The 21,410-nt window shown below is 36.2% G+C and carries 17 protein-coding genes; 13 read left to right on the forward strand and 4 right to left on the reverse strand.

Annotated elements, in window-relative coordinates; translation table 11 throughout:
• Window positions 1–187: 187 nt before the first annotated feature.
• The 6 genes from GMB86_RS05830 to GMB86_RS05855 all read left to right on the forward strand — a co-directional run bounded on the left by GMB86_RS05830 (window position 188) and on the right by GMB86_RS05855 (window position 7,461).
• Window positions 188–862 carry an MtnX-like HAD-IB family phosphatase gene (locus tag GMB86_RS05830; RefSeq protein ID WP_155217701.1) on the forward strand — a complete coding sequence of 225 codons (675 nt, stop codon included), beginning with the start codon at window positions 188–190 and terminating at the stop codon, window positions 860–862.
• A complete protein-coding gene (locus GMB86_RS05835; RefSeq protein WP_155217703.1) occupies window positions 849–1,916 on the forward strand; it encodes an iron-containing alcohol dehydrogenase family protein in 1,068 nt (355 codons plus the stop codon). Before GMB86_RS05830 ends, GMB86_RS05835 begins: the two co-directional genes overlap by 14 nt.
• Window positions 1,917–2,151: 235 nt before the next feature.
• On the forward strand, window positions 2,152–3,108 hold the full coding sequence (manA, locus tag GMB86_RS05840; RefSeq protein ID WP_155217705.1) for a mannose-6-phosphate isomerase, class I: 957 nt from the start codon (window positions 2,152–2,154) through the stop codon (window positions 3,106–3,108).
• A 223-nt stretch (window positions 3,109–3,331) separates the two neighbouring features.
• On the forward strand, window positions 3,332–4,081 hold the full coding sequence (locus GMB86_RS05845; RefSeq protein WP_155217860.1) for an MBL fold metallo-hydrolase: 750 nt from the start codon (window positions 3,332–3,334) through the stop codon (window positions 4,079–4,081).
• Between the two features lie 358 nt (window positions 4,082–4,439).
• Window positions 4,440–4,970 (forward strand): VanZ family protein, encoded by a 531-nt coding sequence (locus tag GMB86_RS05850; protein WP_155217707.1) that lies wholly within the window; start codon window positions 4,440–4,442, stop codon window positions 4,968–4,970.
• Window positions 4,971–5,412: 442 nt separating this feature from the next.
• Window positions 5,413–7,461, forward strand: coding sequence for a methyl-accepting chemotaxis protein (locus GMB86_RS05855; protein ID WP_196220135.1), 2,049 nt, complete (start codon window positions 5,413–5,415; stop codon window positions 7,459–7,461).
• Between the two features lie 63 nt (window positions 7,462–7,524).
• Here GMB86_RS05855 and GMB86_RS05860 read toward each other — a convergent pair whose 3' ends face one another.
• On the reverse strand, window positions 7,525–8,757 hold the full coding sequence (locus tag GMB86_RS05860; RefSeq protein WP_155217711.1) for an aminopeptidase: 1,233 nt from the start codon (window positions 8,755–8,757) through the stop codon (window positions 7,525–7,527).
• Window positions 8,758–9,021: 264 nt separating this feature from the next.
• Here GMB86_RS05860 and GMB86_RS05865 point away from each other — a divergent pair, with 264 nt between their 5' ends.
• The 3 genes from GMB86_RS05865 (at window position 9,022) to GMB86_RS05875 (ending at window position 12,003) form a co-directional block, all read left to right on the forward strand.
• Entirely contained in the window at window positions 9,022–9,117 is a 96-nt protein-coding gene (locus tag GMB86_RS05865) for a YjcZ family sporulation protein (protein ID WP_155217713.1), read from the forward strand.
• Between the two features lie 213 nt (window positions 9,118–9,330).
• On the forward strand, window positions 9,331–10,383 hold the full coding sequence (locus GMB86_RS05870; protein ID WP_155217715.1) for a YkvI family membrane protein: 1,053 nt from the start codon (window positions 9,331–9,333) through the stop codon (window positions 10,381–10,383).
• Window positions 10,384–10,704: 321 nt separating this feature from the next.
• Window positions 10,705–12,003, forward strand: a complete 1,299-nt coding sequence (locus GMB86_RS05875) for an Nramp family divalent metal transporter (RefSeq protein ID WP_155217862.1) — start codon at window positions 10,705–10,707, stop codon at window positions 12,001–12,003.
• 297 nt (window positions 12,004–12,300) lie between these two features.
• Here GMB86_RS05875 and GMB86_RS05880 read toward each other — a convergent pair whose 3' ends face one another.
• Complete coding sequence (locus GMB86_RS05880; RefSeq protein ID WP_155217717.1) at window positions 12,301–14,052, reverse strand: HD domain-containing phosphohydrolase; 1,752 nt, start codon at window positions 14,050–14,052, stop codon at window positions 12,301–12,303.
• Between the two features lie 506 nt (window positions 14,053–14,558).
• Between GMB86_RS05880 and GMB86_RS05885 the strand changes: the two genes are divergently transcribed.
• The 3 genes from GMB86_RS05885 to GMB86_RS05895 all read left to right on the forward strand — a co-directional run bounded on the left by GMB86_RS05885 (window position 14,559) and on the right by GMB86_RS05895 (window position 16,985).
• A complete protein-coding gene (locus tag GMB86_RS05885) occupies window positions 14,559–15,350 on the forward strand; it encodes a flagellar motor protein (RefSeq protein ID WP_155217719.1) in 792 nt (263 codons plus the stop codon).
• Between the two features lies 1 nt (window position 15,351).
• On the forward strand, window positions 15,352–16,104 hold the full coding sequence (locus GMB86_RS05890) for a flagellar motor protein MotB (RefSeq protein WP_155217721.1): 753 nt from the start codon (window positions 15,352–15,354) through the stop codon (window positions 16,102–16,104).
• 80 nt (window positions 16,105–16,184) lie between these two features.
• A complete protein-coding gene (locus GMB86_RS05895; RefSeq protein WP_155217723.1) occupies window positions 16,185–16,985 on the forward strand; it encodes an SGNH/GDSL hydrolase family protein in 801 nt (266 codons plus the stop codon).
• 129 nt (window positions 16,986–17,114) lie between these two features.
• Here the strand turns inward: GMB86_RS05895 and GMB86_RS05900 are convergent, their stop codons facing one another.
• Entirely contained in the window at window positions 17,115–18,383 is a 1,269-nt protein-coding gene (locus tag GMB86_RS05900) for an aminopeptidase P family protein (RefSeq protein ID WP_155217725.1), read from the reverse strand.
• A 712-nt stretch (window positions 18,384–19,095) separates the two neighbouring features.
• Between GMB86_RS05900 and GMB86_RS05905 the strand changes: the two genes are divergently transcribed.
• On the forward strand, window positions 19,096–20,151 hold the full coding sequence (locus tag GMB86_RS05905; RefSeq protein ID WP_155217727.1) for a glycosyltransferase family 4 protein: 1,056 nt from the start codon (window positions 19,096–19,098) through the stop codon (window positions 20,149–20,151).
• A 252-nt stretch (window positions 20,152–20,403) separates the two neighbouring features.
• Here GMB86_RS05905 and GMB86_RS05910 read toward each other — a convergent pair whose 3' ends face one another.
• Window positions 20,404–21,405 carry an LCP family protein gene (locus GMB86_RS05910; RefSeq protein WP_155217729.1) on the reverse strand — a complete coding sequence of 334 codons (1,002 nt, stop codon included), beginning with the start codon at window positions 21,403–21,405 and terminating at the stop codon, window positions 20,404–20,406.
• Window positions 21,406–21,410 lie beyond the last annotated feature (5 nt).

A 21,410-nucleotide genomic window follows, 5' to 3' on the forward strand; every position in this document is an offset into this window, starting at 1 on the left:
ACCTCTTTTTTTTACTATCCAAAAAATTGATTATAGTTAAAATTATAGATAGAGTGCCGTGATCATCACGGTGTTTGTTCGAAAATTTGCCATATAGAATCCGCTTACACACTAATGACAACTTTTTTATGCTTGGTATAATAAATGAAACTGTATTATAACAGATACGAAACAGGAAGGGTTTTATATGACAAAAAAACCATTTCTTTTTATTTCAGATTTTGACGGTACACTGACGGACAAAGACTTTTTTCATATTATGATAGACAGTTATTTTCAAGATAAAAAAGAAGAGCTTTACAAAGCTTGGGATAGTAAACAACAAACAGATATTGATTTTTTAAGTCACCTGTTTCAATCGATTGGACGGAGTGAAGAAGAAATTATGGAAGATATCATAAATATCCCGTTCGATCCATATGCCAAAACATTCATTGAAAAGGTTAAAGACGCTGGTGGCGATTTCGTGGTTATTAGTGCAGGATCAGATTATTATATTAAACGATTATTTGAACACTTAGGTATAAAGGGTGTCGACGTTTATTCGAATGAAGGTCGTTTTCAAGACAACGGCATTCAATTAACTGTAAAAAAAGACCACCCACACTATTCTGAAATGTATGGGATTGATAAAGCCAAAGTCACGAAAGACTTAGCGTCTAAAGGTTATGAAAAAGTGTATTTTGCTGGCGATACGGCACCAGATTTAAAGGCAGCATTAACTGCTGATGTGACATTTGCTAAAGGTAAATTAATATCACTGCTTGAGGATGAAAAACATCCATTTATTCCGATTAAAAATTATAAAGACATTCATCATTACTTTATTGAAGAAGGGGTCTTTAAGAATGAAAATGTCTGAACATCAAATTTCAATTCCAACGATTCTTGAAGTAGGAAAAGGAACGCTTAACGACATTGGACCCTTACTTCAAAAAAGTGGTTTCTCAAGTATTGTCATTTTTTTGGGTGAAGGATTAACGGAATTATTTGGCTCTCAAGCATTAGACTCCCTGAATAAAGTTCATATTGACGTTCTTCATCAACAAGAAGTTACGGATATTGATATGAATCATATTGTAAATCAAGCTTTTTCGCTTCCTAATCAAACGCAAGCCATTGTTGGCATAGGTGGAGGCAAGGCATTAGATGCATCGAAATATATGGCATTACTTAGAAAAGTACCTTTTATTAGTATTCCCACCTCAACATCAAATGATGGGTTCGCGAGTTCGAATGCTTCTTTAACAATAGGAGGGAAACGTGTCTCTGTAAGTGCAAAGATGCCTTATGGTATTATCGTTGACACCGATGTGATAAAAGGGGCTCCTGAAATGTTTATTCATTCTGGTGTTGGTGATTTAATGTCAAAAATAACAGCTCTGTACGATTGGGAATATGAAGAACAACATGAAAAAGGACAGGTCGATGCCTGTGCTCTCATGTTATCAAAAAAAGCGGTCAACAGTTTTGCTAGAACAACTTTTGAAAATGTTAGAGATGATTTCTTTTTAAAAGAATTAGTGGATTCACTTATTATGAGCGGTATTGCAATGGAGATTGCAGGGAGCAGTGCCCCATCAAGCGGCAGTGAGCATTTGATTTCACACGCTTTAGATAAACTAGCGGAGAAACCTCAACTTCATGGAATTCAAGTTGGCATCGCTACTTATATTATGAGTAAAGTACAAAATCATCGTTTTGAACGAGTCTCTCGCGTCTTAACGGAAACGGGCTTCTTTAATTACGCAAAGACATTGGGCATGAAGCGATCTGATTTTGAGAAAGCCATTGATCAAGCACCAAGCATTAAACCAACTCGTTATACGTATTTACATCACCCTCCTTATCAAGAAGCAGCGAAGAAATTCTTACATGACGATAAAATATTAAATGAGATCTTAGTCCAAGACTAAATGAATGACCATGAAATTATTAAATTTTGTGCAACTATATAACATATGAAGTCTATCAGAGAAAAACGCTCTGGTAGATCTTTTTGTTTTATAAAATAGGCTTTCATCCTAAAGAATTTATCACCACTTAATTGGTTGTAGATTTTTGGTCATATCCCGCCTTAAGGAGTTCATGATATACTCTACTTGGGAATTAAAAATACATATTCAATTTAATAGAAGGAGGATATATAACATGCTTTTAGAACCACTTTTTCTGACTCCTGTTTTTCAGGATCGTATTTGGGGCGGTACCCGTTTAAGAGAGTTATTTGGCTATGATATTCCAACAGAAACGACGGGAGAATGTTGGGGGATTTCAGCTCTATCTCATGGCCCATCTATTATTAAGAATGGGGTTCATAAAGGGAAAACACTAGAAACTGTATGGAAAGAAAACCCTGAACTCTTTGATCATTATAAAAGTAAAGACTTTCCTTTGTTAACAAAGATATTAGATGCCAAGACGGACCTATCCGTTCAAGTTCATCCAGATGATCATTATGCTCAAGAAAAAGAACATCAACCTTTTGGGAAAACCGAATGCTGGTATATTATAGATTGCGAGGAAGGCGCGGAGATCGTCTTTGGTCACGAAGCCCATTCACCAGAAGAATTTCAAGAGATGGTGGATAAAGGCCAGTGGAATAACTTACTTCGAAAAGTTAAAGTCAAACCAGGTGATTTCTTTTATGTGCCAAGTGGAACGATCCATGCCATAGGTGGAGGCATACTTATTCTCGAATCTCAGCAAAGCTCGGACATCACTTATCGTGTATATGATTATGATCGTAAAGATGTTCATGGAAATAAGCGAGAACTTCATATTCAACAATCCATTGATGTAACCCATTATCCACATGAAGACCCGACACTCACGTATCACGTTAAACAAGAAGATCAAGCTGTTTTTACAGAATTATGCCATGAAAAATATTTTTCCGTTTCAAAATGGGATATTCGTGGACAGTCAAAAACGATTGAGAAAGGTTGGCCGTTTTTATTGGCAAGTGTCATTGCTGGATCTGGTGATATGACAATAGACGGTCAAAAATTCCAAATTAATAAAGGGGATCACTTTATTATTCCGGCAAGTGTTGATTCATTTTCATTAAACGGTCAAGCTGAACTCATTGTATCCTATGCCGTTTAACAACTTAGGTTAAATACGGAGACCACGGTTTAAGGAAGCTGTGGTTTTTGGTATTATTTCATGTTCTAAATGGAAATGAGCGATCTTATAATTAGAAGCGAAACTAAATGTACGATATAATATAAAAACGAGATAACGACGATTTGGATGGATGAACGTACAGTGAGTGGATCTTATAAAAAAAGATCAGGGAGGTGTGGCTCAGGTCTTGAGCCAAACGGATATGAGGATTACAAAAGGTATTGAAACCATCGATGTGAAGATGAATTTATTTGGAAATTCAAGTCCGATTTTTCCAACCCTTATTTGGGATGATCAAGATGCTATTCTGGTAGATACAGGAACACCAGAATCAAGTCATTTCATTGAACATGCCATAGAAGAAACAGGAATTTCATTAGACAAAGTTAAAGCGATTATTTTAACACATCAAGATATCGACCATATCGGAAGCTTGTCTGAACTTGTCCATGATTTGGATGAATCTCTCTCTGTATACGCCCATCCATTAGATAAACCTTACATTGAAGGAGAATGTCCTTTAATAAAATTTAATGAAGAGGCATTACTTGATCGAATAAGTGGATTTTCTCCCGAGGTCCAAGCGGAGGCTAAGAAAAAACTTGAAGCCCTACCGCCTAAGGGAAAAGTGGATCACGTATTAACGGATGGTGATTATTTACCTCAGTGTGGTGGTATGACAGTCATTCATACCCCTGGACATACACCGGGACACATTAGCTTATATTGTCACAGGGATAGAGTCCTTATCGCAGGAGATGCGCTGATTGCTAACCATGGGCAGCTTGAAGGACCAAGAGAAGCGGTGACCCCTGATATGGATATGGCCATGACGTCGTTAAAAAAATTGACAACTTGGGATATACAAAAAGTTATTTGCTATCATGGCGGTCTCGTTGATAATCATGTCAATGACCAAATTGCCGAATTGGCTAGTCGAGCGAATAAATGAATCTATTGTTGACTCTATAAATGGAAAATCAAAAACAATATTGAACGGAAAATAACAAGGGAATCAGGATCGCACCAACTCCTGATTCCCTTAGTTTTTGATTCAATTCAAACGATGTCAATCGGCTAAACTAAATATTCAATTCAGACATATGCACACGGTTCATTCTCAAATGAAAAACTGAAAAGTAAGAAAAAAATAGTCTTACTTTTCAATGAACCTAGGTTATAATAACAGGTATAACTTCAGAGTCTCATAGTTTAGTTTAAATCAAAGTATTTAATAGTTAATTAAACTCTTACATAGAACAAGAATGCACCCCTAGATAAGAATAAATTTTTCGGATTGGAGATTTCTTATGCGTCGTCATTTTGGGTTTTATTTTTGGTTAATATTAATTTTAATCCTCATTGTCGCTATTTTTCAGGCATCTAACACACCTTATCAACAGCAAAATATTCAGCCCTTTTTACGGTCTCATTTTGACTGGAACGCCAATACACTTCCCCATGTTTCTTTTTGGTACGATGGAACACTCGTAACGACACAGGATCCTTATGCTTTCGTCGAATTTGTGATTCGAAAGATGAGCCACGTGACGGAATACGCTGTTCTCACTTTTTTATTTGTTAATTTGCTTTTAACGACACGCTTGATGCGTCGAATCGCTATTTTTTTCGGCCTTCTTTTCCCATTTTTATATGCGTGTATCGATGAATTTCATCAACGCTTTATTCCTGGAAGAACTGGACATCTGATTGACGTTATAACGTTTGATTTAGCAGGTATGGTGATTGGCCTCGTTTTGGCCCTCATTTTTCGCTGCATCATTCTTGTTCTATTTTCTTCTAATAAAAATGTAAGTAAACCTCGAACGATAAAAAAATGAAAATAAAGTAGATGACGAAAGAAGATGTAGCTTCTGCCTTCTATCAGTCAATTGTTTAAACTGCATCCTAGTTGTTAGACATTAATGACAAATGGGAGGCAGTTTTTCTGTTTAGCGTCAATTCTGTTTTATCTAAATGAGGCAGAATTTGTATTTAGTTAACCTTTTTATATTTAGATATTAAAAAACCCTCATTCTAACCGATAATAACTATGTGCATAAGACTTTTTTACTGGTTATATCGAATCTTTTTACCCCACTTTAACGGCAAGTAAAGACCCAACCTCAAGATTCCGAGTATTCAAAAAAGATAGGTGGGGATCAACTGCCCGTAAAGGTCCGATTGGTTCAGCTAACCATCAGTGGGGATGAAGAAAACCCCCACTGATGGAAGTTTCACTTATAGAGATAGCATGCTTTAGAAAAAAAGGGGATGGGAATTTTGGAGTCTAAAACAAAAAAAGAACCTAAAGAAAAGAAAAAAAGAATCACCAAGTTAAGAACACAACTGTTAATTCCGTTTATCTCAATCATTGTGATATCAGGAGTTGCATTATCTCTCATCGGTTATTTTTATAGTGCCCGTTTAGTTGAAGATGAATTATCACAGTCAGTGAGTAGTCAGTTAAAAGCCGTAAACGATAATTTTGATGCGTTTGTTGACGATACAGAGAATCTCGTTAATGTTGTAGCGAATAGCCAAGAATTGAAAAATGGTGAAAAAACGCTATATGATCGCCAGTTTGAGAATATTGGTCTGACAAACAAGAACGTGATGAATATTTATTTTGGTGAATCAAAACAAGGAAAGATGTCGATCTATCCAAGGCAAGATCTTTCTAAGGATTATGATGCTAGAACGCGGCCGTGGTATAAAGAGGCCTTAGCAAATAAGGAAAAGACCATTTGGACTCAGCCGTATAAAAATGCCACCGATGGACAATTGTTAGTGACGGTGGCCCATGCCGTGTACAAAGGGAATCAATTAAAAGGCGTCTTTGCGGTTGATATTTCACTTAGCACATTAATTAATCAAATTAATCATGTTAAGTTTGGTGAGACGGGGCAGGTCTACTTGCTAGATAAACAGGGCACGTTTCTTGCAGCACAAAATCATAAACTTCTCGGAAAGTCTGCATCCAAACAATTTGATCTAAACCGAATGAAAAAAATGGGGCAAGATGGTCTTTATACTGAAACAGATCAGGGTGTCGATCACATCACCACATTTGTTAAAAATCATACGACAAATTGGACGATTGTAGGACAAGTCAATAAGAGTGAATTTACCCAAAAAGCTCAAGGAATTTTACCAACCATTCTCATTGCTTTAGCCATTGTTATTTTGTTGGCGGTTGGTATAGCCATTTTCATCACACAAAAAATTGAAAAACGAATAAATACTTTAAAAGGCGCTATAGAGAGCCTTGAAAAAGGTGATTTGACAAATCATGTTAACTTCTTCCAAAACGATGAAATTGGACAACTAGGATTAAGTGTAAATCGAATGATTACTCAAAACAAATCAATGATCGAGAATATTAAGCTTATTTCATCAAATGTTCAGGAAGCTTCACAGACGCTTGTTGCAAGTGCTGAAGAAAATACGGCTTCTTCAAATGAAATTGCGACGACGATGGGGGAAATATCCGTAGGAGCGAATAATCAATCTGAATTAATGGATCGTAATCTTAAAGCGACAGATGAATTTGCGGATGAACTAGAAAATATGAGTGAACAAGTGAATGTATTTAAGCAAGGCGCCCAGGAAATCACAGAGGTCAGTGAACAGGGGAATTTAGCCGCTCAAAGTTTACGAAAACAGTCAGAAGATACGACGAGTATTACGGCAGATATCATCGAAGCCATTACTCATTTAAGCAAACGATCTAAGAATGTAAGTAAGATTGTCAATACAGTGGCTGAAATCGCCGGCCAAACAAATTTACTTGCTTTAAATGCTGCCATAGAAGCCGCCAGAGCCGGTGAGCATGGAAAAGGATTTGCTGTCGTAGCAGATGAAGTGAAAAAGCTTTCTGAACAAACGAATGAGGCTTTAAAAGAAATCTCTTCAATCATAGGGGATATTCAAGGTGACACAAATCGTACGGTTAAACTCGCAGGAAGTACTAGTAAAGTTCTTGAACAACAATTCCGTGTTGTCAGTCAATCCGAAAAAGTGTTTCATCGAATTAGTGACTATTCGCAGAGTAGTTCCATCCTTATTGATAAGATTGCCCAATCTATGGAACAAATGCTGAAAGACAATCAAAAAATTAAAAACAATATTCATAGTATAACCGTGATCGGTCAGGAAACAGCTGCTGCAACAGAAGAAATAGCTGCATCTGTTGAAGAACAAACGTCTTCAATGGAAGTTCTAAATAAGTTAGCAACGGATTTAGATGAGCATGCCAGTCTCTTAAATGACATGCTGACACACTTTAAATTGGAAGAGAGTCATATAGAAGTGAAAGAAAAAGAAGAGTAAGAGAAAGTCAGCATTAGAAAAACCCGCTTTGACATTTTGTCAGAGCGGGTTTTTTTGAGGTGCTTAAAATGCCCAGTTACCATTACGAAAAATGGCTACTTTTTCACCATTTGATTTTATACCATCAATGTTAAGATCTGCCGAACCCACCATGAAGTCTTCATGAACAAGACTTAAGTTAGCCCCGTGTTCTGCAAGTTCTTCTTCAGTCAATTTCGTTCCATTTTCGATATTGAATGGATAGGCGAAACCAATAGCAAGGTGGCATGAAGCATTCTCATCAAATAAAGTGTTATAGAAAATAAGGTTTGTATCTGAAATCGGTGAATGATGAGGGACTAAAGCCACTTCACCTAAGTAGTGAGAACCTTCATCCGTTTCAACTAGGCCTTTTAAAATTTCATAGCCTTCCTCTGCTTTATAATCGATAATTCGGCCGTCTTTAAAAGTTAGTGAAAAATGGTTTATTAAGTTTCCGTTATAGTTTAATGGTTTTGTACTGGTTACAGTCCCATTGACCCCATTTCTAGCGGGCATTGTAAAGACCTCTTCAGTTGGTATGTTTGGGACAAAGTAAGTCCCTTCTTGATTAGTCATACCTGCACCAGACCAGATATGATCCTTTGCCAAATCAATCGTTAGATCGGTTCCAGAACCATAATAGTGCAACGTTTTAAATTTGTTTTCATTTAAAAAGGTTAATTTTTCAATGAATCGATCAATATGAGATTGCCATTCACTAACAGGATTCTCAGAAGTCATACGAGTGGTATGGAAGATTTGTTTCCAAAGTTCCTCCACACTATCACTTTTTGAAAGATTAGGAAAGACTTTGGCTGCCCATTCCTTTGTAGGCACAGATACAATAGACCAGCTGATTGTGGCCGACTTTTTAGCATTAAGTAAATGTTTCAAGCCTTCTGTCTGTGTTTTCATGGCCGTTGAAAGTCGATTTGGATCAATCCCTTGTAATAAGTCAGGGTTTGGACTGTATATTGTCAAGATCGCCGTATTTTGTTTGATAAGTTCATCGTATTTTACTTTTAACCATTCAGGAAATTCAAGTAGAGCTTCTTCGGAAGCATGTTCGAAATTCAATCGTTTGGTGGTTTCATCCATCCAATTAACAATGACATTTTTTGCCCCTAGCTCATAGGCTTTTTTCGTCACAAGATGGACGAAATCAAGTGCCGGTATCGGAGCATCAATAACGAGCGTTTGGTTCTTTTGTAGATTGATGCCTATCTTTACAGCGACTTCGGCATATTTTTCTAAAATATTTTGAAAATTTTTCATATATAATCCCCCAATCATATGTATATCAGTGTTACCAATTATTAGTATAACATATTAGATTTTACTGTTCCCCGAAAGAAGCCCTCTTCCTCAAGGGATGTAAAAGCAATAGCCGAGATTAGCGAGGGGATAAATTTCGGTTGTACATGCCAAAGATTTTATTTTAAATAACGAGGGGCCAAGGCCCAAATTTCCATTTTTCAATAACCCTTATCCGCATATGACATAGTATATACTAAGCTATAAGAAAAGGTGGTGGCATTGATGGGAGAATCTGTAGCAGGATTTGGTTCAGGTTTTGCTCTTATCGTTGTCTTGTTTATTCTATTGGTCATTATCGGAACAGCTTACGTATACTAAGTTTCGATGAATTGAATCAAGCAAGAAAGATTAGAAGTGTCTCATTTTGAGGCACTTCTATTTACATTTTAAGATATAAACTATACGTGCAACGAAGCCTCTGTCTCGCCTTATAGGCCCTGCAATCGGCAAGTTTTCATTATTAACAAGCATATTTCAGGCAACTTGTCTATATAATGGTATGGAATTGGGACAAATTAAAGAGGTGTCGATATGCGTAATATTAGATTGACTTTTCAAGTGGCTGCAACCTATATCGGTACCATTGTTGGAGCGGGTTTTGCATCTGGAAAAGAAATTATTCAGTTTTTCACACAGTTCGGATCTTTAGGAAGTATTGGGATTCTAGTTAGTGGTGTTATTTTTACTTGGATTGGAACAAAAATGTTAGTTTTAGCAGGTCGAATCAAAGCAACGTCATTTAACGAGTTAACAGAATACATATTTGGAATAAAAATAGGTTTAATCATACAGGCGTTAATATTTTTTATCGTGTTTGGCGTGACAGGTGTTATGCTGGCTGGAAGCGGCGCTGTTTTTCAAGAGCAATGGGGACTATCAAGACATTTTGGGATTGCCCTTGCTATTCTTCTTTGTTTCATTTTATTGTTAAAAGGCGCAAAGGGTGTCATGTTGATCAACTCTTTCATTGTTCCAATCATGATTACGTTTTCTCTAGCCATTGGTCTTTACTTCATGATGCAGGGTCAAATTGATCCCGCGACAATATGGAACATTAATAAACCCTTTCATTATCATTGGGTCATTCATGCGTTATCCTACGTTTCGTTCAATTTAATTACAGCCTTAACCGTTTTGGTCCCTCTTGGTCAAGAAATAAACAATGAAAAAGTATTATTTTATGGTGGAGCCATCGGGGGAATAGGGTTTACCTTGATGCTATTTGTGTCACATATTGTATTGTTAAATCACCCACAAGTTTTGTTGTTCGAGATACCTATAGCTGAAGTCGTGAAACACTTTGGCCCGATCATCCATTTCCTATATGTTACGATTATTTATGGAGAGATTTTCACGACATTTATAGGAAACATCTTTGGCATGTCAAGACAAATTCAAAGTTTAAGTGGTATGGAATATAGAAAAATAATTGTCGTATTTTTAATATTAACTTGTGCGATAAGTCAAATAGGGTATGGTTCATTAATAACCTTTTTATACCCGTTATATGGCTATTTGTGTATGTTTTGTTTATTTACGTTAATGGCTGTGCGATTGCCGAAAAAGGGAGAGGTAAGATTTTGATTTTTCTTCCATAAAAACTGACGTAAGGTGAAAAAGCTGACAGATCAAGTGTTGGCTTTTTTTATTTGAATAACAATCTCTAAAAGGAAGACATCAAACAAATTACGCCTATATAAACATTTAAATAGGAGATATTAACACTAAGATGATTAAATTGATTTTTTTAAGATTATATATATAAAATATAAGAAAAAGAGTTGCAAAAAAGGTAGTATTAGCGTATGTTGATGTTAACCACTAGTTTTGCACTAGAGCAAAAAAAGGTCTTTAAGCTAATAAGGAGGAAATTTACACATGGATAAAGGATCGAGCGGTGCATCAATGACTCAGTCTGGCGAAGATATTTCCTCATCTGCTTCTAATAAAAAAGATAAAAATCATTCGATATCATTTGAATTAGCGATTGGCAAACGAAAAGGATTAAGTCAGCTATTACCGTTTATCGGCCCAGCTTTTATTGCATCAGTAGCTTATATTGATCCAGGTAACTTTGCAACCAATATTCAATCAGGGTCACAATTTGGCTATATGCTTTTATGGGTTATTGTCCTTTCCAATCTTATGGCTATCCTCATTCAATCTCTCTCTGCAAAGCTCGGCATTGCAACGGGAAAAAATTTATGTGAAATAACGCGTGAACATGTACCAAAGTGGACGTCGGTAGGGCTATGGATACAAGGTGAATTGATGATTATGGCAACCGATTTAGCTGAATTTATTGGTGCGGCTCTTGGTCTGTATCTTGTTTTTGGTATTCCGATGGTACCATCTGCCTTGATAACCGCAGCGATGTCCTTTTTAATTTTAGAATTGCAACGTAGAGGCTTTCGTCCTTTAGAAATTATGATAGCCGCCATGGTCTTTGTCGTTGTGATTGCTTTTGGTTTGCAAGTTTTTATGGCAAAACCGGAACTTGCTCCACTATTTCAAGGAATGGTGACTCCTAAGTTTGAAGGTGTTGACAGTATTCTTTTAGCAGCAGGTATTCTAGGTGCAACAGTCATGCCTCATGCTATCTACTTACATTCAGGATTAACCCAAAATCGCATTGTTGGACGGAATGAATTGGAGAAGAAAAAGATTTTTAAATTTGAATTCATCGATATATTGATTGCAATGATTATTGCGGGGACGATTAATGGATGTATGCTTGTTGTCTCAAGTGCGTTATTCCATGGTCAAGGTATCGTTGTACAGGACTTAGAAGTCGCATACAGTGAATTTGGTAAAGCTATTGGTCCTTTTGCAGCTATTCTTTTTGGTGTCGGGTTATTATCATCTGGGTTATCAAGTTCTTCTGTTGGGACATTATCAGGGGATATTATTATGCAGGGTTACATCAGAAAAAGAATTCCAATCTATTTAAGGCGCTTTATCACGATGATTCCACCACTTGCCATCATCATTTCGGGGGTTAATGCTACATCGGCTCTAGTTGTAAGTCAGGTCATCCTATCATTTGGGATTGCCTTCGCCTTAATTCCACTGATTATTTTTACAAGTAATCAAAAAGTAATGGGACAGTTAAGAAACAGACGTATTACGGTCGTTGCTTCTTGGGTTATTGTCACCCTAATTGTGTCATTAAACATCTTTCTTCTTTATCAAACTCTTAGTTGAGTTTAACTGCATTTACTTAAGGTAATCAGCCTTCAATCAAGCTTCGAGTCGGTGCGTATCTAATCTTTAAACTGGCTTCAGAAGTTGTATAGGGGTGAGGTGACTTGCTGCAGAGGTTAAAGGGTAATGTGAGTATGAAGCATGTTAAACGTTTTGGGTTGACGATGATGCTGTTTATTGGTTGTCTTTTATTCTTATAGAGGTTGTTCTCGCATTTAAAATAAACAGATTAATAATTGAGATGAGAAAATCAAGGCGACAGCAAATTAGACGCCTTGATTTTGTGATGGTTGCGCTTTAATGGTGGCGAGAAGATGAACCCGTCTTTTTATACTGGTCTACATTGTTAAAAAGTGTATTATTATTTAGCACACAAATGAATCCAGGTATGTTTTCTGTTAAAACGACATTTTTCAGATGACTAAAGGTTTCTCTAAGATACTTAGATTTCTGTCCATGAACAAGAATTCGAATATGTGGATCAAATTTTATTAACTTCATAACATGTTGTTTCATTGGTAAAATACTTTCTTCTTTAGTTAATGAAAGCGCAAGGGTATGCAAGTTTTTAACTTTCATTAATTGAATAATATCTTCTAGTTGATCGACTTCTCCCAAATACTTTGTTTTCATACCATTAATCTCAATTAAGTCATTAACCATCCGAAGAGGCAATCGGTTATTTAATCCCTCGATATTGGCAACAATAACCGCATTTTCTTGCCTTATGGTTCCAATAAAATCAACCATTTTAATATCAAGAAGATGAATCAAAGAATACATGGCAACCAATTGATCCGCTTTTAAGATCTGGTTTTTGTCCACTGCATGCTGTATTTCGTTCATGGCTCTTTCAATAATATCACTATAGATATCTTCAACACGTTTACTATCAGATAGAATATCAAAAAGCCGAAGTGTTTCCATCCTGGTATTATTGATTAAAGAGAAAATAAAATCAAACCAATTTTGCTTTCCTTTTTCCTTTACGAAACTCTTTTTCCAACCAATAACTGATGAGATGGTCGTCGATAGATTTCGTGGAAGTTGAATAATTTTATTGTTGTCTTTTAATTTTACAATCGGCAGCATTTCTGATGAACCATTGTCGTAGGTGATGGTTCCTTGTCTGCCGTCTGACAAAATGACTTCGGTCATCTGTGGATAAAGACGTAATAAATTAATAAGATCATAACATTGATTAACATCGTATTGTTTGTCACTATCTTTAAGAATGATTTCTAACGCTTGTGTTGCCGGGACGGGTTTACGATAGGAACGATTTAAAGTTAATGCTGAGTAGACATCAATAATCATGATGATTCGAACATCTTTATCTAATTCGGATGCAGAGGCATGATAAGGATAACCGGATTGGTCAAGACGTTCATGATGAGAACGAGCTAATTTGACAACGGTCTGTGGGAAATCAAGTTTTTCAAGCATGTTTGCACCATCAACGGGATGATGTTTAATTATCCCATATTCATGCTCCGTTAACTTGCCTTTCTTATCCAATAATGTACGCGGGGTATACATTTTTCCAATATCATGAAGTAAACAACCTAATGCAAAGGTTTCAACGTTTTTCATATTACTTTTTTTAGCTAACAAAGCACCTAGGACAAACACATCTAATGAATGATTAAAGGTGTAGAAATTCCACTGTTTCAGATCCCGTACGAGCTGGGCAACAGTCGGGTCAGATAGTAAATAGATGTATAACGATTTAATCCATTGATAGGTATTTTCAGCATTTAAAGCACGGCCATATCGTAATTCATTGGCGATCAGGGAAAAATGTTGCGAGAATTCTTCTGATAGGGCGAAACCTCTTGCATCTGTCGTAGATCTATGATGTAAACCTTCATATTTTAAAATGGGTCTTTCTTTGTCTATGGTTACAGTTTCTATTCCTAGTTGATTTAGTTCTTCTATAATCGCACTAGTCACCAGAGTACCTGCTTTGAAAAGGACCGTTGAGTTGATAAAAACATCTTTAGAAAGGAACATCCCTTCGATTAGTTGGCTAGTTTGTATCTGCGACATAAGGATTTTTCTCCTCGTATTTTTCTACCTTAATTTATTCAAATAATCTCGTGACACAACATGATGGAGGGGTAAAAAATCGTTGGTTTCTTATTAATATTAAGGTGATAAGAATTACATATATTTTTTATCGGTTAAGAAATGGAATTGTTAAGTTGTTTTCTTAAAATTTAAAAAGAAAAATAGTGGGAGAAAGAGATCTTTTAATTAAATATCTGTTAGTTTAGGTGGTAAACATTTTTTTTCAAAAATGTTGGAATGAAGGAACGTTTTTGTTAAGAGTTAACCTAGCTAAGTTAGGGAAATACATATGAAAACTTTAAAAAATAAAAAATGAACCGATATATAATATAAGTCCACTTATAGTTTGATAGGGGACCTTATTGGCTTGAATTAAATTGTGAAAACATGCTAGTTTAAGTGTTAAGATGTGGTGATTGGATTAACATAATAGATTTTATTCATTAATCGATTGTGATAGTGAAAGGTTTAAGGGGTGGTCAGAAATGGATTTGACAACGATCATCGGACTCATCGTTGGAATAGCGTCTTTAATTGTTGGGTTTGTATTAGAAGGAGGAGTTCTTGGGGCTTTAATTGAGGGAACGGCAGCTCTCATTGTATTTGGTGGAACGATAGGGGCCATTATTATCAGTTTTCCTAGTTCGGTTCTTAAGGAAGCTCCACGTGTGCTTAAATATGCCTTTTTTAAAGAACCGAATAAGCCTGAAGAGATGATTCAAAAAATTGTCGAATTAGCTAATTTATCTAGAAGAGAAGGACTTTTAGCATTAGAAAGTAAAGTGGAGGAATTGGGTGATGATGAGTTCTTACGGTCGGGCATTCAATTAATTGTAGATGGTGTAGATGCTGATTCAATTGAAGATATTCTCAATCGAGATATTGAACTTCGTGAACAAAGTGTTTTATCTGTTGGTCGTGTTTTTGAATCAGCTGGTGGATTTGCACCGACGATGGGGATCATCGGGACGGTTATGGGACTTGTTCACGTTCTTGGAAGTTTAGAGAAACCGGATACTTTAGGACCATCGATCGCGGTTGCCTTTATTGCAACCTTGTATGGTGTTGGAAGTGCCAACCTCATCTATTTGCCGATATTTGCAAAAATTAAAGGTAGACTTGCACAGGAAGTTTTAATAAAAGAAATTCAAATTGAAGGATTACTATCGATTGTGAATGGTGAAAACACGACATTATTGAAAAACAAGCTGACCTCTTTTCTTGATAGTAAGGAAAAACGTCGATTAAGTGATGCAACTGAAGCTGGAGAAATGTAACATGAGTAGAAGAAAAAGAAGAAGAAGAAGTGAAGAAGAAGGCGGAAGCAATGAACGTTGGCTTATTACTTATTCAGATTTGATTACCTTGCTCCTTGTATTTTTCATTATGCTTTATTCCATGAGTTCAGTTGAGGCAAAAAAATTTAACGCTCTCGTAAACTCATTGAAAACCGCATTTCAAGGTGATGCCATTATGCAAAATACAGGCTATCCTGAATCACAGTCGACAGATATGCCTGATATCCCGTTTAAGAAGAAACCCGTTGTTACCAAACAGAGGGATGAAGACAAGAAGAAGCTTGATAAACTTTATGTTCAATTAGATAACTACATAAAAGAAAACGATCTTAGCCCTGCTGTAACGTTGACTAACTTAGAACGAGGCGTTCAGCTTACTTTTCGAGAGAAGATTCTGTTTGATCTAGGTGATGCAGAGATAAAAAATGAAGCGAAGCCGGTTTTAAAGAAAATTGGTGGAATGCTTGAAAAATTACCCAATAATGTGAGTATCGAAGGCCATACGGATAATAATCCAATATCCGGCCATTCAAAGTATCCTTCCAATTGGGATTTATCGGGAGCTAGAGCTCAACAAGTCATGTTTTTCTTAATCAAAGAGGACAAGTTGAAACCCGATCGAATGAATTTCGTGGGATACGGGGAATACCAGCCCATCGTCAAGAATGATACAAAAGCCCATCAGGCCATGAATCGTCGTGTTAATATTACGATTTTACGCCAAGAAAAATAACTTACATTTTTTTAAAGTCAAATCTAAAAAGTTTTGATACAATAAAGAAGAATGATGTTAATTTAGGATGTGGTGACTTAGTGAAGAAAGTGGCACTTGTTTTAGTTATTTTTATCTTTGTTTTGACGATCATAGGCGGGAATATGTTTTGGAATCATAAATTATCAAAAACGTATGCAGATGCAAAAGTGGCGAATAAAACGCACCAAGACAAAACCGCTCAGCAAGAGGCAAAAAGAAAGCTGCAAGAACAGTCTAAAATCGATCAGTTAACAGCTCGATTACCTGAACCGTTAAAAAATAAAATTCGTGATGCGGCATCAGAAAATAAAGAGGTACAAATTATGATGATCGTTGGAAGTGATGGAACCGGAGTCGCTGAACAATTGCAAACGCAATTAAATAAATCTTATGGTTTTGATTTATTTAAAGTGAATGAGGAGAATGTGGGCCAATCATCGTCTCTAGACTTTTATAATAAACAATTGGATTCATTGCTTTCACTGAAAAAAAACGACCAGCCTGATGTGGTTATCTACACACCGCTCATTTATAACGATGATCACAAAGTGAGTACTGAAGATACCGAAGCCGTTATGAGTCTTGTCAATGAAAATTTTAAAGAGAAATATAGTCAGTTGATATTCCTTGTACAGCCGCCTAACTATTCTGCGAAATTTGACTATCTGAATGATCGAATTGACAATGTGAAAACCTATGCAAAAGATCAAGGAATAACTTATCTTGATTATTTAACCGAGTGGCCTAAAAAGGCAAAAGCTAGAAGCAAGTTAACAACAAAAGATGGCCACACACCAAATGATCAAGGGAAAAAAGTATGGACAACCTATTTGACCAACTATTTTACAAGTGAAGATTGAATCTTGTAGTGGATAGCTACAATTTGAAAATCCCTATCTCTAAGTTAAACTTAACTCGAGATGGGGATTGTTATTTTATATAAGTATGTTTTCGCAAACATTGTTGTTTTTGCCTACTAGTAATCTTACTTAGTGAACTTGGCTTGATGATTTAGCCATGAAGGTTTCAATTTCTTCAACCGTTCTCGGAAGACCAGGTGTTAGGATTTCGTAACCGTCTTCTGTAACAAGAACATCATCCTCAAGCCGTATCCCGATGCCTTCTTCTTCAATATACAATCCAGGTTCAACCGTTACTACAAAACCTGGTTCAAATTGATAATCACTTCGGCGATAATCCCCCACATCATGTGTATCTAAACCTAATGAGTGGCCCAAGCTATGGAAGTAGTACTTCGTTATATCTTCTAGGTCATCAATCAATCCAATTTTCTGACATTCCTTGGCAAGTAGGTCTCTACCGAAATTATTAAACTCGGTAAATGAGAGTCCCGGTTTAATGATCTTTGTTGATTCATTGAGCGCTTTAAGGACAATATTGTAAATGACTTTTTGACGTTCAGAGAATTTTCCGTTTACAGGAAAAGTGAAACTAATATCGCTACTGTAATAATGGTATTGGGCTCCAAGGTCTAGAAGAACGAGACTGCCATCTTCAACGGTGGAATGATTATCGGCATAATGAAGTACCGTTCCATTTTGTCCGCTGGCACATATGGTTGGAAACGCAAAGTCGGTGACACCATGAGATTTTAAAACAAAATTGAAATAAGCTTCTAATTCATATTCCTTCATACCGGGCTTGGCATGACTCATGAGATGCTTAATCCCGTCTACAGTTATTTTTCCAGCTTGACGTATATTTTCAATTTCTTCAGGAGATTTGATGAGACGCATTTGGCTAACAGTATGGTAAATATCATGAATAGTGATATATGGGAACTGTTTGAGAATTTTTTGAGCAAATTGATGGCTTGGACGTGCCAAACTTTCCCATGAAGCATTTTCTAAATCAAGATATAACTCGGTGTATGGTTTAGATGAAAGTTCGCGTTTGAGAAAGTTATCGAATGTATCAAGTGTTCGAATAGTCGAGATTCCGGATACTCGTTTAGCTTCTTCAGGTTTTATCGTTTCTCCAACCCATTTAGCCATAAAGGGATCTGCTTTTTCGATAAAAAGGGTCTCAGTAACTACCCCGTTTACTTTTGTGGCTACCACGATGACCTTTGGTTCAGAAAGTCCTGTTAAATAATAAAAATGGCGATTTGGAACGAAAGGATATGTTTCATCAGCGGACTTTTGAGGTGCTTCCCCAGCGAATAGAACGGTAAGCGATGGATCGGCAAGTCCTTGGTACAACTTTTCTCGATTGTTTTTGAAGAATACAGAGTTCATGCGATTTCCTCTCCTTTTTAATGAAATAACCATCCCTGTTTATTCTACCATAATTTGTTTCTTTACAATCATATCGACGCGTACGTACATGATTCCGTTTATTACTCAGATTTCCTTAGAGTGCGTATTTAAAAAGGTGACAAATTAGATGAAACATGCATAAGTTAAACAGTTAGAGAGGAATATAAGTAAAGATATATTAGAAAAATAAGGATTTACACCAAATTAGACGTAAACTCAGATAGAACTGCGAATAAATGAGAGGACCAAGTTTAGATAGCTAAGTTAAAAATAGGTTGTTTTCGAAAACAACTAGTTACAATCTCCTAGAAAAAATAAAATAAAGTGTTAAATTTTGACTGTAAAAAGAATGTTAAGGTAATATTGAGAAAGTAGAGTATGCTTTACGCATGAACAAGTTAATCGGAAATTGGCGCGTTTTTAATAATTGAACAAGCTATTAGACAAACTTGTACATAAATTAACAAATTTTTTTCATAGTGAATAGCTATTTTTATAAGCTGTGCTATAATGATATTCGTACTAAATAAGCTTTAACAATTATTTACACAAACAATACGTAATTTTACACATACAAAAAAAAACTATTCTAAGTTCCGTTAGTATAGCGGCCGTATTTCTCGTTTATTTATTCGTTCTTTAAATTAGAAATATGATTATATCGAGTATGAACTTAGGCAGGGGTGGCAAGATGGTTTATTTGACATTATTTATTTGCTTTTTAGCATCATTAAGTTTAACACCGCTTGTAAAACAAATTGCCATCAAAATTGGGGCAACGGATGAACCAAACAATAGAAAAGTCCATAAAGTGAAAATGCCTCGATTAGGTGGCTTAGCCATCTACCTTGCATTTATTCTCGGGATGCTAATTCTGAGACCAGAAAGTAGTTATACATTGCCCATTATTATTGGAAGTTTCATTATGGTGATGACAGGTATATTAGATGATATATTCACATTGTCTGCAAGAGTGAAACTGGTGGCACAAATTATTTCCGCCATTGTTATCGTTGTTGGCGGGATTCAAGTGGAATTTATTAATTTACCTTTTAATGGAGTTTTATATCTACACTGGTTTAGTATTCCTTTAACCATACTGTGGATCATTGGTATAACCAATGCCATTAACTTAATAGATGGATTGGATGGATTAGCTGCAGGGGTTTCGACGATTGTGTTATTAACGATTGCGGGTCTTGCCATTGCTCAAGGTCAAATCTTTGTCTTTATGGTGAGCGCCATCTTAATAGGTAGTACATTAGGCTTTCTTCCTTATAATTTTAATCCAGCTAAAATATTCATGGGTGATACAGGGGCTTATTTTCTCGGTTACATTATTTCGATTTTATCCCTTCTAGGATTTAAAAATGTCACGTTATTTTCACTCGTTGTTCCTGTTGTTATTTTGGCTGTTCCTATTTCAGATACCTTGTTTGCGATTATTAGACGAGTAGTGAATCGAAAACCACTCTCGGCTCCTGATAAATCACATTTGCATCATTGTCTCTTACGATTTGGCTTTTCTCACCGTGAGACAGTCTTGTTGATCTATGGTATGAGTGCCTTATTTGCTCTTGCTGCCATCGTATTATCACTCTCCACGTTATGGGGATCGTTCCTTATTATTACGTTCGTTATGTTCATCATCGAACTTGTTGTTGAACTTGTAGGTTTAGTCAACGTTAACTATAAACCGATGCTGAAGTTTTATAAAAGGTTAGTTGGTTCATCTAAAGCAAAATAATCAGACAATAAATGAGGCTCATTCCTTAGAAATCATCTTTTCTGGAATGAGCCTTATTTATGTACAATCCCGAGTTGAATGCTCTCTATTAAAGAGGGGATTCAACTCTTTTGTTTTTGGCGTAAGTATGGTGATTCTCTCGTTGTCTAATAAAACAATGGGATACAAGAGCCTAGAAAGTTCCATGTTTAAATACAAAAATCCCCGTATAGGAATTTGTATTCTCTATACGGGGATTCAATTTGTTTTTAATTAATGATTTAATTCTAGGTGGTCTCTCAATTCACTTTTGATTTGTTCTAGATAATTTTGATCAAGGTCAAAGTAATATCGTCCTGTTGACATATCATCTGTTCCTTTTAATTGCAGCATATCGACATTTGAAAGAGAGCCAGCGTAATTATGAAGACCGAGCATTTGGCTAAATGTTAAATTCGTTTGAAAATGTCCATTTAACGAATCAATGACATCGCCATATTTTGTAATAGAGGAGATGTTCGCACTTTTATGCAAGATCGCTTTGATTAGTGCCATTTGTCGTTGTCCACGGCCAAAGTCCCCACCGGCGCCGGCAGATTTTCTATTCCGAACAAAGGCGAGAGCTTGTTCACCATTTAAAGTTTGTTTACCTGGATTTAACACAATGGCATTTTTCTTGTCTTTACTATCTTGCGTGACCAGTTTGACCGGAACATCCACTTTGACACCGTCTAAGGCATTGACGATTTTAGTAAAGGCTTTAAAATCAACTTGAACATAATAATCGACTGGAATGTTAAATAAATGCTCTACGGTCGCGATTGTATAATCGGCCCCTTTATCATCATTTAAATCACCATACATATGGGCATGAGTGATTTTTGTTACACCATAATCTTTTGGTGTGGTTGGATAAATTTGAACCTTCGAGTCTCTTGGGATACTGACTAATTTAACTGAATCACTAGAATGGTTAAACGTGGCAAGTATCATGGCATCTGAGCGACTAGGTTCATTTTTTCGTTTATCAACACCGATAAATAAAATAGAGATATTATCATTCATTGGATCTACTTCGACATCACGCAGATCCGATTTGTCACCTCGCGCGAGATTGGTATGGGCTGTATTAGCGACATTATGGAACTTTTGGTAAAGAACGGTTGCGTAGGCAACACCACTACCAATTAAAAGTAAAAAGATCACAAGAATAGAAACAATAAGTCTCTTTCGCTTTCTTTTTTTCATATTCTTTTTTTGTTCAATCCTACCCATCTTCG

The sequence above is a fragment of the Terrilactibacillus tamarindi genome, from assembly GCF_009718825.1.
GTDB lineage: Bacteria > Bacillota > Bacilli > Bacillales > Sporolactobacillaceae > Terrilactibacillus > Terrilactibacillus tamarindi.

Bases quoted from the DNA above. Each gene is read 5' to 3' on its own strand.
- GMB86_RS05870 (WP_155217715.1), top strand. From the start codon at position 9,331: ATGCGTAATATTAGATTGACTTTTCAAGTGGCTGCAACCTATATCGGT.
- GMB86_RS05845 (WP_155217860.1), top strand. From the start codon at position 3,332: ATGAGGATTACAAAAGGTATTGAAACCATCGATGTGAAGATGAATTTA.
- GMB86_RS05830 (WP_155217701.1), top strand. From the start codon at position 188: ATGACAAAAAAACCATTTCTTTTTATTTCAGATTTTGACGGTACACTG.
- GMB86_RS05890 (WP_155217721.1), top strand. From the start codon at position 15,352: ATGAGTAGAAGAAAAAGAAGAAGAAGAAGTGAAGAAGAAGGCGGAAGC.
- GMB86_RS05835 (WP_155217703.1), top strand. From the start codon at position 849: ATGAAAATGTCTGAACATCAAATTTCAATTCCAACGATTCTTGAAGTA.
- GMB86_RS05900 (WP_155217725.1), bottom strand. From the start codon at position 18,383: ATGAACTCTGTATTCTTCAAAAACAATCGAGAAAAGTTGTACCAAGGA.
- GMB86_RS05910 (WP_155217729.1), bottom strand. From the start codon at position 21,405: ATGGGTAGGATTGAACAAAAAAAGAATATGAAAAAAAGAAAGCGAAAG.
- GMB86_RS05905 (WP_155217727.1), top strand. From the start codon at position 19,096: ATGGTTTATTTGACATTATTTATTTGCTTTTTAGCATCATTAAGTTTA.
- GMB86_RS05885 (WP_155217719.1), top strand. From the start codon at position 14,559: ATGGATTTGACAACGATCATCGGACTCATCGTTGGAATAGCGTCTTTA.
- manA (WP_155217705.1), top strand. From the start codon at position 2,152: ATGCTTTTAGAACCACTTTTTCTGACTCCTGTTTTTCAGGATCGTATT.
- GMB86_RS05880 (WP_155217717.1), bottom strand. From the start codon at position 14,052: ATGTCGCAGATACAAACTAGCCAACTAATCGAAGGGATGTTCCTTTCT.
- GMB86_RS05850 (WP_155217707.1), top strand. From the start codon at position 4,440: ATGCGTCGTCATTTTGGGTTTTATTTTTGGTTAATATTAATTTTAATC.
- GMB86_RS05860 (WP_155217711.1), bottom strand. From the start codon at position 8,757: ATGAAAAATTTTCAAAATATTTTAGAAAAATATGCCGAAGTCGCTGTA.
- GMB86_RS05865 (WP_155217713.1), top strand. From the start codon at position 9,022: ATGGGAGAATCTGTAGCAGGATTTGGTTCAGGTTTTGCTCTTATCGTT.
- GMB86_RS05875 (WP_155217862.1), top strand. From the start codon at position 10,705: ATGACTCAGTCTGGCGAAGATATTTCCTCATCTGCTTCTAATAAAAAA.